Raw genomic sequence first — 15,867 nt, 5'->3', positions numbered from 1 at the left:
TGGAGACGGCCATCGCGGTAGCTGCAGTACGCGACCGGCCGTCTTTGTTCACTTCTCTTCCGCCGGCATGTTCTGCACGACCAGCATCTGCGGGCTCGACAGCGTAATCCCCGCCGCGCGCAACTGCTTGAGGATCTCGAACAGCAGATCGCTCTTCGTCGAACTCGCGATCCGCGGGCTCGACACGTAACCCGTCACGCTCAGCGTGATCCCGTCCGGCGCGAGCTGGCTGAACGTCACCGACGGCGCCGGTTTGTCGAGAATCGCCGGGTGCGCGCGATACGCATCGAGCAGCAGGTCGCGCACCTGTTCCGGATCGGTGTTCAGCGGGAACGTCAGCACCAGCGTCGCGACACCCTGCGTGCTGTTGCCCATCGTTACGTTGCGCACGTTCTGCGAGATCAACTGCGAATTCGGCACGATCACGGTCGAGCGGTCGCTCAACTGGATCTCGGTCGCGCGCACGTTGATGCGGCGGATGTCGCCTTCGACGCCCGCGATGCTGACCATGTCGCCCACCTTCACCGGGCGCTCGGTCAACAGGATCAGCCCCGACACGAAGTTCTTCACGATTTCCTGCAGGCCGAAGCCGATACCGACCGACAACGCGCTGACGATCCACGCGAGATTGCTCCACCTGACGCCGAGCAGACCGAGCGTCATCAGCACGAGCAGCACGTAGCCGACGTTGGTGAACAGCGTGATCAGCGACACGCGCATGCCGGTATCCATGCCGAGCGCGGGCATGAACTCGCCGTCGAGCCAGCGGCGCAGCGAGCGCAGCAGGTAGAAGCCGATCGCGAACCCGATCACGGCGTTCATGATCCGGTCGGGCATGATGTTCAGGCTCTGCAGCCGCTGGCTGCCGATCATCGCGACCGCGCTGTCGAGCAGGTCGCCGGGCGTCGTGCCGAAGCCGCCCGTCAGCAGCGCGATCGCCGCGATCAGCATCAGCAGGCTCGTGCCGAAGCCGGACAGGACCGTGCGCGCCTGATCGAGGTGACGGTCTTCGAGCGCGAACAGGTGCTTGATCTGCTGGCCCGTCGACAGGCTCGACGAGAACAGGCTCTCGCTCGCGTCGCGCGTCAACTGGATCAGGATGTAGGTCGCGCACAGCACGATCTCGAACCACACGAGCTCGTACGTGATGAAGCGCGCGACCGTGATGTAACCGATCAGGAGTGCGATCAATGATACGACGATCGCGAGCGTGACGCCGGCATGGATCAGGCCCGCGAGCGTCGAGCGTTGCTCCGGCGCCTCGCCTGCCGCCGCGAGTGCGGCACGCGCGCGGTTCGCGCGCAACAGCGACGCGCCGACCGTCAGCGCGACGACGAGCGATACGATGCCGCGGCCGAACAGCGTGACCGACAGGCTGGTGTCGACGATCCGGTTGATCGATTCGAGCGTACCGGATACCAGCAGCAGCGCGGCGAGGATGCTGGGGAACGGCTTCATCGCGAGCGCGACGGGATCGGCGAGCGCGGGCAGGCGCCACGACGGGTGCTTGGTGCAGAGCAGCGCACGGCCGAGGCCCGCGATCAGCGCGCAGGTCGCGGCGAGCTTCACGAACTGGTCCCACAGATCGGTCAGCGACGGCGTGAGCTCGTAGCGGCGCGCGACGGCGAGGTAGAAGATCTGCACCGCAATCGCCGTTGCCAGGAAGGTCGACAGGGCGGTCGACAGCGCCAGCGCACTGCGCCGCAGGCGCGTGGGCGGCAGGCGGTTCAGCGCGACCCAGGCGAGCCCGCGCTCGATGAGCCGGCGGCCGCCGAGCCATGCCGCGAATGCGGCGATCAGCAGCATCGCGGTGATCGTCCGCTGCCCGGGCACCCACGACGAGCGCAGCATGTCGAACAGTTCGCCGTTGAAATCGTCGAGTCGCTGACGGTCGTCCGGCGCCAGGTGGAACAGCGGCAGCCAGAACTGCGCGCTGAAGATGCTGCCCGAACGGAACGCGAGCTGGTTCTTCAGCAGGCTGCGGTGCAGCTTCGCGAATTGCTCGGTCAGGTTCGCGAGGCTCGCCTTCTGGTCGGCGGCCTGCTTCAGCGCGGCGTCGATCTGCGTCTTGCGCGCGTCGAGCGTGGCCCGCTGCTTCGCGACGGCGGGCGTTTCCGGCGCGGCGCCTTCGGCCGGCGGCGGCCCGAGCACGTCGAGTTGCGCCTGGACCTGCGCGCGTTGCGGCGTGAGATCGCTCTGCAGTTTCGCGACATCGGCGCTCAGTTCCTGCGCCGAATCGTCGAGCGCGTCCAGCTCCTTGCTGTTGGACGTAGTCGAAGTCTGCTGCTTGATGCGGTCCAGCTCGGCCTGCATCTGCTTGAGCTGCGCGACCGCGTCGGGCAGCGAGATGGCCGGCTCGGTTGCGCCGACGCCGCTCGCGACAGGCGCGGACGCGGCCGCCGGAAACGCCGACGCGGTCGCGATCGCCGCGAACTGCAGCAGCGCGATCAGCGCGATCCGGCGGGCGTACAGGGATAGTCGTTGTATGGACATGGAATGCTTACGATTTGCCGACAATGCCGGTTGCCGAAAGGCAGCCGGAAGCCGGTAGTTGGCCCGCTAGCATGTTACCGGGGCGCGGAACGCGTGGTTGTACCGATTGCGTCTTGCCGTTCGCCGCGATTTTGGCGGCGCGTGCCTGCGCGAAACGGCGCGGCAGGCCCGTATTGCCGGGCTTGCGCCGTCGGCGGGCGGGGGAAGGCGGCGCGGCAACGCCGAGCTGACGCGCGTTTCGGCTCTGATACACGGTTACGCAATTTACACATTATCCGGCGCGGAATCGGGCATCGAATCGGTTCGGCGCCTGTATCGCAGCTGGCTTGCCGGCTCGCACCTGCGCGAAACGGGCGTGCCGGTACAATGCAGCGATTCGCCCGGCGGCGGTTCGACGGTCCGCCGGACGACAACACACAACACGACACGATCAGGAGACGCGCCCAAGATGGCCTCAACGGACAGCCTTCCGCAGGCAGAAGCCCCATCCCCCTCCATCGACCCCGGCTCCATTTCGGCCCGCCTCGACCGCCTGCCGCCGACGCGCAGCGTCTGGAAGCTCGTCGTGCTGCTGAGCCTCGGCTTCTTCTTCGAACTCTACGATCTGCTGTACAGCGGCTACGTCGCGCCGGGCCTCGTGAAAAGCGGCATCCTTTCCGCGACGACGCACGGTCTGTTCGGCACCACGGGCGTCGCGAGTTTCATCGCCGCGCTGTTCTCGGGGCTCTTCATCGGCACGATCGCGTGCGGCTTCCTCGCCGACCGCTTCGGCCGCCGCGCGATCTTCACGTGGTCGCTGCTGTGGTACACGGCCGCGAACGTCGTGATGGCGTTCCAGGACACCGCGACCGGGCTGAATTTCTGGCGCTTCGTCGTCGGTCTCGGCCTCGGCGTCGAGATGGTGACGATCGGCACGTACATCTCCGAACTCGTGCCGAAGCAGATCCGCGGTCGCGCGTTCGCGTGCGAGCAGGCGGTGGGGTTCGTCGCGGTGCCGGTGGTCGCGTTTCTCGCGTACCTGCTCGTGCCGCACGCGCCGCTCGGCCTCGACGGCTGGCGCTGGGTCGTGCTGATCGGCGCGCATGGCGCGCTGTTCGTGTGGTGGATCCGCCGCGAACTGCCGGAAAGCCCGCGCTGGCTCGCGCAGCAGGGCCGGGTCGACGAAGCCGACCGCATCATGCGCGCGCTCGAGGCGAAGGTCGAAGCCGAATACGGGCGGCCGCTGCCGCTGCCCGCGCCGGCCGAACCCGTGCCGCCGCGCGGCAGCTTCCGCGACATGTGGGTGCCGCCGTATCGCAGCCGCACGATCATGATGACGATCTTCAACGTGTTCCAGACGGTCGGCTTCTACGGTTTCGCGAACTGGGTGCCGACGCTGCTGATCAAGCAGGGCATCACGATCACGTCGAGCCTGATGTATTCGAGCGTGATCGCGCTCGCGGCGCCGATCGGCCCACTGATCGGCCTCGTGATCGCCGATCGCTTCGAGCGCAAGTCGGTGATCGTCGCAATGGCGGCGGCGATCGTCGTGTGCGGGCTGCTGTTCAGCCAGACGACGGTGGGCGCTTTCCTGATCGTGCTCGGCATCGGCCTCACGCTCGCGAGCAACATCATGTCGTACAGCTTCCACGCATATCAGGCGGAGCTGTTCCCGACGTCGATCCGCGCGCGGGCCGTCGGTTTCGTCTATTCGTGGAGCCGCTTCTCGGCAATCTTCTCGTCGTTCGTGATCGCGGCCGTGCTGCGCGGTTTCGGCACGTTCGGCGTGTTCGCGTTCATCGCGGGCGCGATGGTGATCGTAATGGCCGCGATCGGAGGGATGGGACCGCGCACGAAGGGTATCGCGCTCGAAACCATCTCGAAGTAGTGGGCAGGTGCGCACGCGTGTCGCGCGGTTCGTGCGACATGCGTGCGATGTGGTCGAGGTTCTGAGTTCAGATGGACGGGGCGTTGGAATGATTGGTTGACCGAATCGATCGAACGGCACGAGCCTGCCATGCAACGAACGCGCAAGTGGAAACGAGTTGAAACAAAGCGTGACGAAGCGCAATTTCACGGGAAATCGCGGTTTTCGTCGCTGCCGATTCACGCACCGACGAGTAAAATGGAGGGCCTGACGACTCATTAGCCGCCATCGGAGCGCCCGCGTTGCATCAGCGAACGGCTCCGCCGCGAAGAGGCGTCGGCGCCGGGCGCGCGCGATGCGCCGCACGTGTCGATGGCTTGCGCGGAAGATGCGCCGCTCGCACCAGCAGCATGCGGCGGCCGGATCGGCCGATGGCCTCGAACGTATGATTCTTGCCTATTTGACGCGGCGCTTTGCGAAGCCGCGTTGCCTCAACCGCGCAGTCGCCGCATCCGTGTGGCTTGCTGCAGCAGTGTCGATTTCCGTGCTCGCCGAGCGGCCTGCCTTTGCCGCGTCCGACGCTGCGCCGTCTGCCGCGTCATCCTCATCCTCACCCGCTGTGCCGCCTGCTTCGGCGCCCTCCGGTACGCATCCGGCTTCGTCCGCGCATGCGGCGCCGGGTGCATCATCGGCGGCAGCGCCGGCATCCGCCGCGTCACACGTGAATTACGCGGAACCCGCGGGCGCGGCATCGGGTGCGTCGGCCGCTTCCGCGTCGTCGGCCGCCGCGCCTGCATCGGGCGCCTCCGACACATCCGCCAGCGAGGCCGAGCCGCCTGCGCCCACTCCGCCGCGCCGGCATCCGCCGCTGTCGGCCGAGGAAGCCCAACGCGCGACGACGCGCGCGCTCGACATCCGCAAGCGATTCACGCAGGAAGTCACGCGACGCCTGAACGTGCCGGCGAACGAGCAGCGCGCGTACGGCGAGCGGCTTCAGAAAGCACTCGCCGATGCGGACCTCGGCGATCTCGCGGGCGAATACGTCGTGATGGTCGATCGCGCGCCGAACGTGCAGGCGCTGTTCATCTATTTTCGCGCGACGCCGGCCAATGCGTGGCTGATGATCGGCGCATCACCGGTCGGCACCGGGTTGCCGGGCCAGTACGACCATTTCCTGACGCCGCTCGGCGTGTTCCATCACTCGCCCGATACGATGGATTTCCGCGCGGAAGGCACGACGAACGAGAACGGTATCCGCGGCTACGGCCGCCGCGACATGCGCATCTACGATTTCGGCTGGGTGGACGGCGAGCGCGGCTGGGGCAAGGGCGGCGTGTCGCCGATGCGCTTCCAGATGCATGCGACCGACCCCGACCGGCTCGAAGCGCTGCTCGGCATCCGGCATTCGAAGGGCTGCGTACGGATTCCCGCGTCGCTGAATACGTTCCTCGACCAGCACGGGCTGCTCGACGACGACTATCAGGCACGCGTAGAGGCCGGCAAGTCGCTGTGGGTGCTGCGTCGCGATCGCGACATCACGCCGATCGCGGGCCGCTATCTGGTCGTGATCGACAGCGCGCGCAAGACCCGCCCGGCCTGGTCGCCGATGCCGGGGCGCGGCGCGTGGTCGAAGCTGCCGAAGGGTGGGGACACGGCGGATTGACGGCCCGTTCGCCGAGCACGGAAGGCGTGAAGATGAGAATAAATCCGTTTTATTGACATATAAGGAAAGCAAACTTTTATTATCCGATCCGGGTTCGTATAGTCGTGCCCAGTTTCGCGGAACCCTGCCGCGCCTGGACCCTCATCGACCACCCGACCCGCATGAAAACTCTCTACAAGCTCGCTCCGCTCGCGATGCTCGGCGCCTTCGCGACCCATGCCGGTGCGCAAAGCAGCATCACGCTGTACGGTCTCATCTCGGCCGGTGTCGGGTTCGCGACGAATCAGGGCGGCAAGAACGCGTGGCAGGCGCTGTCCGGCACGAACCAGAACCCGCGCTGGGGGCTGAAGGGCAAGGAGGATCTGGGGCAGGGGCTGTCCGCGGTCTTCCAGCTCGAAAACGGCTTCAACGTGATGACGGGCACGGCCGCGCAGAATGGCCGCGAGTTCGGGCGCATGGCGTACGTCGGGCTCGCCGATCGTACCTACGGTTCGCTGACGTTCGGCCGCCAGTACGACGCGATCCACGACTACATCGGGCCTGTGATCATCGCGAGCAACGGCGTGAACATCGGCGACAACGACAACGGCTACAACGACATTCGCGTGCAGAACTCGGTGAAGTACGTGAGCCCCGTCTACTACGGGCTGAAGTTCACCGCACTGTACGGCTTCAGCAATGCCACCGGTTTCGCGAACAACAGCGCGTACAGCCTCGGGCTCGGCTATGAGCGCGGCCCGCTGCGCTGGAGCGCGGTCTATGCGCAGTACAACCATCCGTACAGCGCGACGAACCAGGACGGCGCGATCGCGAACGACTATGCGTCGCCGCTGCTGATCTTCAGCAAGAGCGCGATGTCGCCGGCCGCGTACGCAAGCCGGCAGCGGATCGCGGGCACGGGCGGCTTCTACACGATCGGCCGCGCGCAGTTCGCGGCGATGTTCACCGACGTGCGCTACGATTACCTCGACAATTCGCACCTGCACCTGCAGAACCTGGGCGTGAACGTCGTCTACACGATGACGCCGCAGCTCTTTCTCGGCGCCGCGTATGCGTTCACGAACGGCAAGTACGACGTGATCGACAAACGTCCGAAATGGCATCAGGTGAACCTGCAGGCCGATTACTTCCTGTCGAAACGCACCGACGTCGCGCTGACGGTGATCGCGCAGCAGGCGGCCGGCGACGCGGATCACGCGCAGATCTTCGCGTATGCGCGTTCGACCAGCACGCGCCAGATGATGGCGACGCTCGGCGTCCGGCACGTGTTTTGAGCGCCCGACCATGACCCATCCGATCGCATCCCGCCGCACCTTCCTGAAACTGTCCGCCGCGCTGGCCGGCACCGCGCTGCTGCCCGAAACGGGCGCATTCGCGGCAGGCGGCGACGTCGCGCGCCGCACGGTGATCATCGATACCGATCCGGGGCAGGACGACGCCATCGCGATCCTGTTCGCGCTCGGCGCGCCGGACCGGCTCGACGTGCGCGCGCTGACGGCCGTGGCCGGCAACGTGCCGCTCGAGCTGACAGAACGCAATGCGCGGATCGTCCGCGACTGGGCCGGCCGCACGAAGACGCTGCCGGTGTACGCAGGCTGCCCGCGCCCGCTCGTGCGCGACCTCGTGACGGCCGCGAACGTGCATGGCAAGACGGGGCTCGAAGGCGTCGAACTGCACGAGCCGCGCGCGCCGCTCGCCGCCGGTCACGCGGTGTCGTACCTCGTCGATACGCTGAGCCGCGCGGCGCCGAACAGCGTGACGCTGTGCGCGCTCGGCCCGCTGACGAACATCGCGACCGCGCTGGTCGAGGCGCCGCGGATTCGCGCCGCACTGCGCGATATCGTACTGATGGGCGGCGCGTTCTTCGAGCGCGGCAACATCACGCCGGCCGCGGAGTTCAACGTCTACGTCGATCCGCAGGCTGCCGACGTCGTGTTCGGCAGCGGCGTGCCGATCGTCGTGCTGCCGCGCGACGTCGCGGTGAAGGCGCCGATCACGCCGGCGCGCGTCGCGCCGTTCCGCGCGCTCGGCAACCGCTGCGGCGCGATCGTCGCGGACATCATGGAGGCCGAGCTCGCCTACAACAAGAAGCGGCGCGGTGTTGAAGACGCGCCGATGTACGACCCGACGGCCGTCGGCTATCTCGTCGATCCGACGCTGTTCGGCGGCCGCAAGGTGAACGTGGTGGTCGAGACGATCGGGCAATGGACGCTCGGCGAGACGATCGTCGACTGGAACGGGCGCAGCGGCCGTGCCCCGAATGCCACGTGGATCAACGAGGTCGACGCGGACCGCTTCTACGCGACGCTCGTCGATCGAATCGCGAAGCTGCCCTGAACGTGGGTGCCCAAGCGCGGCGAACGGAATCAGATGTGCTTCTCGATCCACTCGCGGCAAGCGCGCACGTGCGGTCCGCGATCGTCGGCGGCGAGCGAGATCAGCGAGATCGCACGCGTGACGCGCGGTTTGTCGACGCGCAGCGCGACGAGTTCGGGATCGTGCAGATGCATCGTGTAGAGGCTCGGCAGCACGGCGGTCGCGAGGCCGTTGCGCGCGAGCGCGTAGAGCGGCTCCGTGTATTCCATCCGGTACGTGACGTTCAGGCGCAGTTTCCCGGCGCCGCCGGTGCGATGCAGCGATTCGCTGACGCTGCCGCGCACGAATACCGCGAGTTCGCGATCGACGAGCTTCGCCCACGTGACGCTCTTCGCGCGGGCGAGCGGATCGTCGTGCCGTACGACGATCACGATCTCGTCCTCGAACAGCTGCTGGTAGCGCAGCGTGCCGTCGTCGCTATCGGGTTCGCGCACGCCGATGCCGAGATCCGCGACGCCGTCGCGCACCGCTTCGACGAGTGCGCTGTTCGGCAAATCGGTGAGCGTGAAGCGCAGCGTCGGGTGCGTGCCGCGCAGGGCATTGAGCGCGGGCAGCAGGCGGCCCGCGACCGACGGAATGAACGCGATGCGCACGGTCTGGATGCGTTCGCCGATGAGCCGCGTCATGTCGTCGAAGGTGCCGCGCGCCTGGTTGAGCAGGCGTTCGGCGAGCGGCAGCACGGCTTCGCCCGCGGTGGTGAGCGTGAGGCGATGCGCGGTGCGTGCGAACAGGCGGCCGCCGAGCAGGAACTCGATCTGGCGGATCGACGCAGTGAGCGCGGGCTGCGTGAGCGACAGCGCCTGCGCGGCCTGCGTGAAGCTGCGTGCATGGGCGAGCACGACGAAGTGCTGGACCTGCCGCAGCGTGAGCGCGGGGAGCAGCGACGAGCGGTCGGACATCGGGCAATAACGGTCGGGATGCGGTACGCGGCAGTATAAGACCGCGCTGCACGACCCGACACAGGACAATATTCGGAATCACGGGAGAACCACCATGTCAGCGACTGACACGATGCCGGCGCACGCGCCGGCCAACTGGCTCGAGCGGCGCTTCGCGCTCGCCGCGCGGGGCACGAGCGTGCGCACCGAGACGATCGCGGGCGTCACGTCGTTTCTCGCGGCCGCGTACCTGCTCGTCGTGATCCCGTCGCTGCTCGCGACGGGCGGCATGGACCGCGGCGCGGCGACGACCGCGACGATCGTCGTGTTCGTGCTGTTCACCACGCTGATGGGGCTTTACGCGAACCTGCCGTTCCTCGTCGGTCCCGGCATCGGCGGCTCGGTGATCATCGGCGTGACGCTCGCGACGACGGAGCACGTCGGCTGGCAGACGGGCCTCGGCATCGCGTGCGTGTCGGGCGTGCTGTTCTTCCTGCTGACGATCCTCGGCGCGCGCGGCGTCGTGGTGCGCCTGATTCCGGTACAGATCAAGCTCGGGCTCGGCGCGTCGATCGGGCTGTTCGTCACGATGCTCGGGCTGCGCAATGCTGGGATGGTCGTCGCGAACGCGAAGACCAACGCGTTCGCGCTCGGCGACTTCTCGCGGCCGGGCGCGCTCGTTGCGCTGATCGGCCTCGCGGTCGCGATCGTGCTGCAGGCGCGCAAGGTGCCCGGCGCGATCCTGATCGCGATCCTCGTCGCGGCCGCGGCCGGCGTGCCGCTCGGCGTCACGCACCTGCCCGCGTCGTTCGTGTCGCCGCCGCACAGCATCGCGCCGATCGCGTTCAAGCTCGATATCGGCAGCGCGTTGAGCCTGGCCGCCGCACCGTACCTGTTCGCGTTCTTCGCGGCGGAATTCTTCTCGACGCTCGGCACCGCGCTCGCGGTCGGCGCGAAGGCGAACCTGCTCGACGAACAGGGCAACCTGCCGAACATCAACCGGCCGTTCCTCGTCGATTCGCTTGCCGCGACGCTCGGCCCCGTGTTCGGCATTCCGGCGCTGACCGCGCTGATCGAATCGGCGGCGGGTGTCGAAGCCGGCGGCCGCAGCGGGCTGTCGTCGCTGGCCGCGGCCATGCTGTTCGCCGCGATGCTGCTGTTCGTGCCGGTCGCGCTCGCGATCCCCAAGGAGGCCACCGCACCGGCGCTGATCCTGATCGGGCTGTCGATGTTCGCGACGATCCGCCACACGCATTTCGACGACTTCACCGATGCGCTGCCCGTGATGTCGATGGTGCTGCTCACGCTGATGTCGAACAGCTTCGGCACCGGCATTGCCGGCGGGCTGCTGTGCTACGTGCTCGTCAAGCTGCTGGCCTGCCGCTGGCGCGACGTGTCGTGGGGGCTCGTCGTCCTCGCGCTGCCGCTCGGCTATTACTTCTGGACCGTCGTGAAGCCGCACTGAGAGACGGCTTCGCGACGCATCGGCACTACCAAAAAAGAGACTGACATGAAGGGAACACCAGGCAACGTCCCGGCCGCGCGCACGGGCATCGAGATTACGCCCGCCCATCGGGCCTTCTTCCGCGCGTTGCCGAAGGTCGAGCTGCATTGCCATCTGCTCGGCGCGGTGCGGCACGACACGTTCGTCGCGCTGGCCGAACGCAGCGGCGCGCCGATCGAGCGTGTGGAGATCGACGCGTTCTACGCGCGCGGCGAGAAGCCGGTGGGCGTGCTGCACGTGCTGCGCGCGCTCGACAAGTATTTGCTCACACGCCCCGACGACCTGCGGCGGATTGCCTACGAGTATCTGGAAGACGCGGCCGCGCACAACGTCAGGCATGCGGAATTCTTCTGGAATCCGACGGGAACGGTGCGCGTGTCGGGCATCGCGTATGCGGACGCGCAGGCCGCGATCGTGACGGCGATTCGCGACGCCGCGGCCGATTTCGGGATCGGCGCGCGCCTGATTCCGAGCATCGATCGCGAGCAGGACCCCGACGAAGCGGTTGCGATCGTCGAGTGGATGAAGGCGAATCGCGCGGACGAAGTCGCGGGGCTCGGCATCGACTATCGCGAGAACGACCGGCCGCCCGAGCTGTTCTGGAAGGCGTACCGAAACGCACGCACGGCGGGCTTTCGCACGACCGCGCATGCGGGCGAGTTCGGGATGCCGTGGCGCAACGTCGAGACGGCTGTCGATCTATTGCACGTCGATCGCGTCGATCACGGCTATACGATCGTCGACAACCCCGAACTGTGCGCGCGCTACGCGGAACGCGGCATCGTATTCACCGTCGTGCCGACGAATTCGTACTACCTGCGCACGCTGCCGCCGGAGCAATGGGCCGAGCTGCATCCGATGCGCAAGATGCCGGACCTCGGCTTGAAGATCCATCCGAACACCGACGATCCGACGCTGCACAAGGTGAACCCTTCGGAAGCGTGGGAGCTGATGTTCAGCCATTTCGGCTTCACCGTGGCCGAGTTGAAGCAATTCATGCTGAACGGAATCGACGGCGCGTGGGTCGATGACGCGACGAAGGGGGGGTGGCGTGCGGCATGGGCGTCTGAATACGACGCGCTGGCTGCGACGCTCGCGGCGGGCTGAGCGCGTTTTCTGACCAAGCCCGCCCGCATCACGCTCAGCGAAACAACCTCAGCCAGTCGAACAGTCCCGAATGCTGCGGCGCGCGCCGCTTCGGCGCCGGCGCGCTACGCGGCCGGAAGTCGGGCGAGAACTGCACGTGCGGATCGATGGCCCGCGCGCGCAGCGCCGCATCGTAGAACGATCCGACGATCGGCAGCGCACTGTGCGCGCCCGCGCCCCAGTAGTCGCTGCGCAGCGTCACGCTGCCGTCGTCGAAGCCGACCCATGCGCCGGCCACCAGTTGCGGATGCATCAGGATGAACCAGCCGTCGGTGTTGTCCTGCGTCGTGCCGGTCTTGCCCGCGACGTCGATGCGGATGCCGTAGCGCGAGCGGATGTCGGCGCCGGTGCCGTAATCGACGACGCCGCGCATCACGTCGACCAGCGTCTGCGCCGCGGCCACCGGCAGTGCGCGCTCCGGCGGCGCACTGGCGAACGTGGCGAGCACCTTGCCGTCGCGATCCTCGATGCGTGTGATCGTCTGCGGCGCGACGTACACGCCGCGGTTCGCGATCGTGCCGTACGCGGACACCATCTCCTTCAGCGTGACGGGGCTCGTGCCGAGCGCGAGCGACGGCACCGCGTCGAGCGGGCTGTCGCGCACACCCATCGCGCGGGCGAGCTGCGCGACCTTCGCCGCGCCCTCGTGCTGCATCACCTGCGCGGTGATGCGATTGCGCGACAGCGCCAGCCCGTCGCGCAGCGTCATCGGCTCGCCGGTCGGCGGTTCCGCATCGGTCGGGCGCCACACCGTGTGCGCGTCGATCGGGATCGCGACGGGACGGTCGACGAACGTATCGCCCGGCCGCATCCCGTCAGCGAACGCGGCGCCATAGACGAACGGCTTGAACGTCGAGCCCGGCTGACGCCGCGCCTGTATCACGTGATCGAACGGCTCGCTGCCGAAATCGGGGCTGCCGACCCACGCGCGGATCGCGCCGTTGCGCGGATCGATCGCGACGAAGCCGGCCTGCACCTGCGTCTTGCGCTCGCACAGCGTGCGCATGAATGCGCGATTCGCGCCGAGCTGCTTCAGCGCCGGCACATCGGCGAGCCCCGTTTCGCGGGCCTGACGATATTCGGGCGTCTGCCGGATGAAGCCGCGAAACAGGTCGTTGCGCAGCCCGCAGCCGGACGGCCCGCGCCATGCGCTGTCGGCGATCGCCTGCAGCCGTTCGGTCTGCCGTGCGAGCGCCTGCGTGGCCATGTCCTGCAGGCGTGCATCGAGCGTCGTGCGCACGACGAGGCCGTCCGAGTAGAGATCGTAGTTGTTGCGGTCGGCCCACGCGATCAGCCACTTGCGCAATTGCACCGCGAAATGCGGCGCGAGGCCCGGCTGCGCGGTCTGCGGTTCGAAGTCGACGCGCAGCGGCTGGCGCTGCAGTGTCGTGAGCTGTCGCGGCGCCAGCATGCCCGTCTGCGCCATCCGGCCGAGCACGACGTTGCGCCGCTGGACCGCGCGTTCCGGATTCAGCACCGGGTTGTAGTAGCTGTTGCCCTTCAGCATCCCGACGAGCGTCGCGCTCTCCGCGATGTCGAGCTGATCGGCGGACTTGCCGAAGTAGGTGCGCGCGGCCATCTCGACGCCGTACGCGTTGTACAGGAACGGCACGGTATTCAGGTAGGTTTCGAGAATCTCGTCCTTGCTGTACACCGCTTCGATCTTGAACGCTGTGATCAGCTCCTTCACTTTGCGCGTGAGCGTCGGCGCGCGGCCGACTTCATCGGGATACAGGTTGCGCGCGAGCTGCTGCGTGATCGTCGAGCCGCCTTGGCGATCACCGGAGAACGTACGCAGCCCGGCCGCGAGCGTGCGGCGCCAGTCGATGCCGTGATGCTGGTAGAAGCGATGGTCCTCGGTCGCGATCAGCGCGTCGACCATGTGCGGCGAGATCTGCCTGAGCGGCACCCATTCGCGGTTTACGGGCCGGAACTCGGCGATCAACTGGCCGTCGGCAGACAGCACGCGCGCGGGGCGGTCGATGCGCGCCTTGCGGATGTCGCCGATGCTCGGCGTGAACGGGACGAACGCAAGCAGGACCAGCAGGCCGAGCACCGGGATCGCGACGAGCGTCAGCGCCACGCCGCGACGCGTCGGATGGCGCAGGCGATGCAGCGCGCCGGCGCACAGTGCGCGGACGCGCGTGCGGCACGCGGCGGCGAGCGGCGCGATGCGGGCGCGGCAACGGAGCCACGCGTCTCGAAGAAACGGCACGAAGCGATTCACGGCGGCAGGAGCGCGGAGGGAAGACGCGCGATCCTAGCAAACGGAACCTGTGCGCCGGCAGTCGAAACGGCCGTTTGCTTGCAGGATTTACAGACGATTACGTTTGTTGCCCGCCGACAACCTTTTGCCATGCGCGAGGCCGCGATTCCACCGACGAAACCACGTCCGCGAGCCGCTGCGCGGCCGCTTCGATCTGCGCACGGCCGAACCCGCCGAAGCCGAGCACGAGCCCCGGGCGCGCCGTGCCGGGCGCGAACATCGGCGACACCGCGCGCACCGCGACACCGGCCCGGGCGGCGCGCGCGACCACGTCGAGATCGTCGATGCCTTGCGCGAGCCACAGCACGACGTGCATCCCCTGGTCGCCCGGTTGCACCCATGCGCGTTCGCGCGGCAGCCGCGCGCCGAGCGTGTCGATCAGCAGCGCGCGCTGTTCCGCATAGACGCCGCGCACGCGGCGGATGTGGCGGTCGAGATGGCCTTCGGCGATGAACGCGGCGAGCACGTGCTGATCGGCGGTCGGCGCATGACGATCCATCAGCACGCGCGCGCCGCAGAACGCGGGCACGAGAGCGTCGGGCGCGATCACGTAGCCGAGCCGCAGCGACGGAAACAGGATCTTGCTGAAGGTGCCGAGATAGATCACGCGATCGGGCGCGAGGCCCTGCAGCGACGGGAACGGATAGCCTTCGTAGCGCAACTCGCTGTCGTAGTCGTCCTCGACGACCCATGCGCGGTGCGTGCGGGCCCACGCGAGCAGCGCATTGCGGCGCGCCATGCTCAGCGGCATGCCGAGCGGATACTGGTGCGACGGCGTGACGAACGCGGCGCGCGCATCGGCCGCGAGACGAACGCCGGCGTCGACGTCGAGGCCGTCGGCGTCGACCGGCACGCGCACCATCGCATCGCGTCGCCCGGTGCTTTCGAGCAGCGCGGTGATGCCGCGGTAGGCCGGATTCTCGACCCACGCGCGGTCGTGTTCGCCGAGCAGCACCTGGCTCGCGAGATGCAGCCCCTGCTGCGTGCCGCTCGTGATCACGACCTGGCCGGCATCGCAGCGCACCGAGCGCGAGCGGCGCACGTAATCGGCAATCGCTTCGCGCAACGGCAGCGCGCCTTGCGGATCGGCATAGCCGGACGGCGCGCCGGCGCCGCGGGCGCGCAGGCGATTGCCGAGCCGGCGCCAGATGTCGTCGGGCGCGGTGAGGCCGAGCGGCACCGAGATCGCGAACGGCATGGCCGGCAGCGGATTGAATTCGCGGGCGAGCCGCGCGAAGGTGGCGGCCGGTTCGGGCAGGCCGTCGCGCATCGGGTCCGGGCCTGGCGCCGGCGATTCCGGGCCGTTGCCGGGCGGCGGTTCCGCGAGCGCGTGCGCGACCCGCGTGCCCGCTCCGCCGCGCGATTCGAGAAAGCCTTCGGCGATGAGCTGGGCATAGGCGTCGACGACGGTGCCGCGCGCCACCTGCAGCGACGCCGCCAGCAACCGCGTGGAGGGCAGCATATCGCCCGGCCGGACGTCGCCGCGGCGCACCGCGTCGCGCAGCGCCTGCGCGAGCTGACGGCTCAGGTCGCCGGCCGCGCGGTCGAGCGCGCCGAGCGACGGGATTTCGACGATCCGGGCCGTTCTTGCCATGATTCTGGTCTGCTGAAATTGTTTCAAACCGGCTCTACAGAATAAACCAGTTTCGGCTCACAATCGACGCATGACGGGCCTGCGCCCGCACCCTTTCCCAC

10 protein-coding genes are annotated in these 15,867 nt (G+C 68.0%); 6 read left to right on the top strand and 4 right to left on the bottom strand.

Annotated elements, in window-relative coordinates; all coding sequences use genetic code 11:
• Positions 1 to 48 precede the first annotated feature (48 nt).
• A complete protein-coding gene (locus CFB35_RS26745; protein ID WP_059575532.1) occupies positions 49 to 2,493 on the bottom strand; it encodes a DUF3772 domain-containing protein in 2,445 nt (814 codons plus the stop codon).
• 448 nt (positions 2,494 to 2,941) lie between these two features.
• Here CFB35_RS26745 and CFB35_RS26740 point away from each other — a divergent pair, with 448 nt between their 5' ends.
• The 4 genes from CFB35_RS26740 to CFB35_RS26725 all read left to right on the top strand — a co-directional run bounded on the left by CFB35_RS26740 (position 2,942) and on the right by CFB35_RS26725 (position 8,339).
• Positions 2,942 to 4,360, top strand: a complete 1,419-nt coding sequence (locus CFB35_RS26740) for an MFS transporter (RefSeq protein WP_059575530.1) — start codon at positions 2,942 to 2,944, stop codon at positions 4,358 to 4,360.
• Between the two features lie 334 nt (positions 4,361 to 4,694).
• Positions 4,695 to 6,002 (top strand): hypothetical protein, encoded by a 1,308-nt coding sequence (locus CFB35_RS26735; RefSeq protein WP_081066569.1) that lies wholly within the window; start codon positions 4,695 to 4,697, stop codon positions 6,000 to 6,002.
• Positions 6,003 to 6,163: 161 nt separating this feature from the next.
• Positions 6,164 to 7,276, top strand: a complete 1,113-nt coding sequence (locus CFB35_RS26730) for a porin (protein ID WP_059575526.1) — start codon at positions 6,164 to 6,166, stop codon at positions 7,274 to 7,276.
• 10 nt (positions 7,277 to 7,286) lie between these two features.
• Complete coding sequence (locus tag CFB35_RS26725) at positions 7,287 to 8,339, top strand: nucleoside hydrolase (RefSeq protein ID WP_059575524.1); 1,053 nt, start codon at positions 7,287 to 7,289, stop codon at positions 8,337 to 8,339.
• Positions 8,340 to 8,368: 29 nt separating this feature from the next.
• Here the strand turns inward: CFB35_RS26725 and CFB35_RS26720 are convergent, their stop codons facing one another.
• Positions 8,369 to 9,277 (bottom strand): LysR family transcriptional regulator, encoded by a 909-nt coding sequence (locus CFB35_RS26720; RefSeq protein WP_059575522.1) that lies wholly within the window; start codon positions 9,275 to 9,277, stop codon positions 8,369 to 8,371.
• A 94-nt stretch (positions 9,278 to 9,371) separates the two neighbouring features.
• Here CFB35_RS26720 and CFB35_RS26715 point away from each other — a divergent pair, with 94 nt between their 5' ends.
• Both CFB35_RS26715 and add read left to right on the top strand, forming a co-directional pair.
• Entirely contained in the window at positions 9,372 to 10,721 is a 1,350-nt protein-coding gene (locus CFB35_RS26715; protein ID WP_059575520.1) for an NCS2 family permease, read from the top strand.
• 45 nt (positions 10,722 to 10,766) lie between these two features.
• A complete protein-coding gene (add, locus tag CFB35_RS26710; RefSeq protein WP_059575517.1) occupies positions 10,767 to 11,867 on the top strand; it encodes an adenosine deaminase in 1,101 nt (366 codons plus the stop codon).
• Positions 11,868 to 11,901: 34 nt separating this feature from the next.
• Here add and CFB35_RS26705 read toward each other — a convergent pair whose 3' ends face one another.
• A complete protein-coding gene (locus CFB35_RS26705) occupies positions 11,902 to 14,133 on the bottom strand; it encodes a penicillin-binding protein 1A (RefSeq protein ID WP_059575515.1) in 2,232 nt (743 codons plus the stop codon).
• Between the two features lie 97 nt (positions 14,134 to 14,230).
• Positions 14,231 to 15,766, bottom strand: a complete 1,536-nt coding sequence (locus CFB35_RS26700) for a PLP-dependent aminotransferase family protein (RefSeq protein ID WP_059575513.1) — start codon at positions 15,764 to 15,766, stop codon at positions 14,231 to 14,233.
• Positions 15,767 to 15,867: the final 101 nt, after the last annotated feature.

This window comes from Burkholderia sp. AU16482, from assembly GCF_002223285.1.
In the GTDB taxonomy this organism is placed as follows: domain Bacteria; phylum Pseudomonadota; class Gammaproteobacteria; order Burkholderiales; family Burkholderiaceae; genus Burkholderia; species Burkholderia semiarida.
This window is presented reverse-complemented; position numbering and strand designations above follow the sequence as displayed.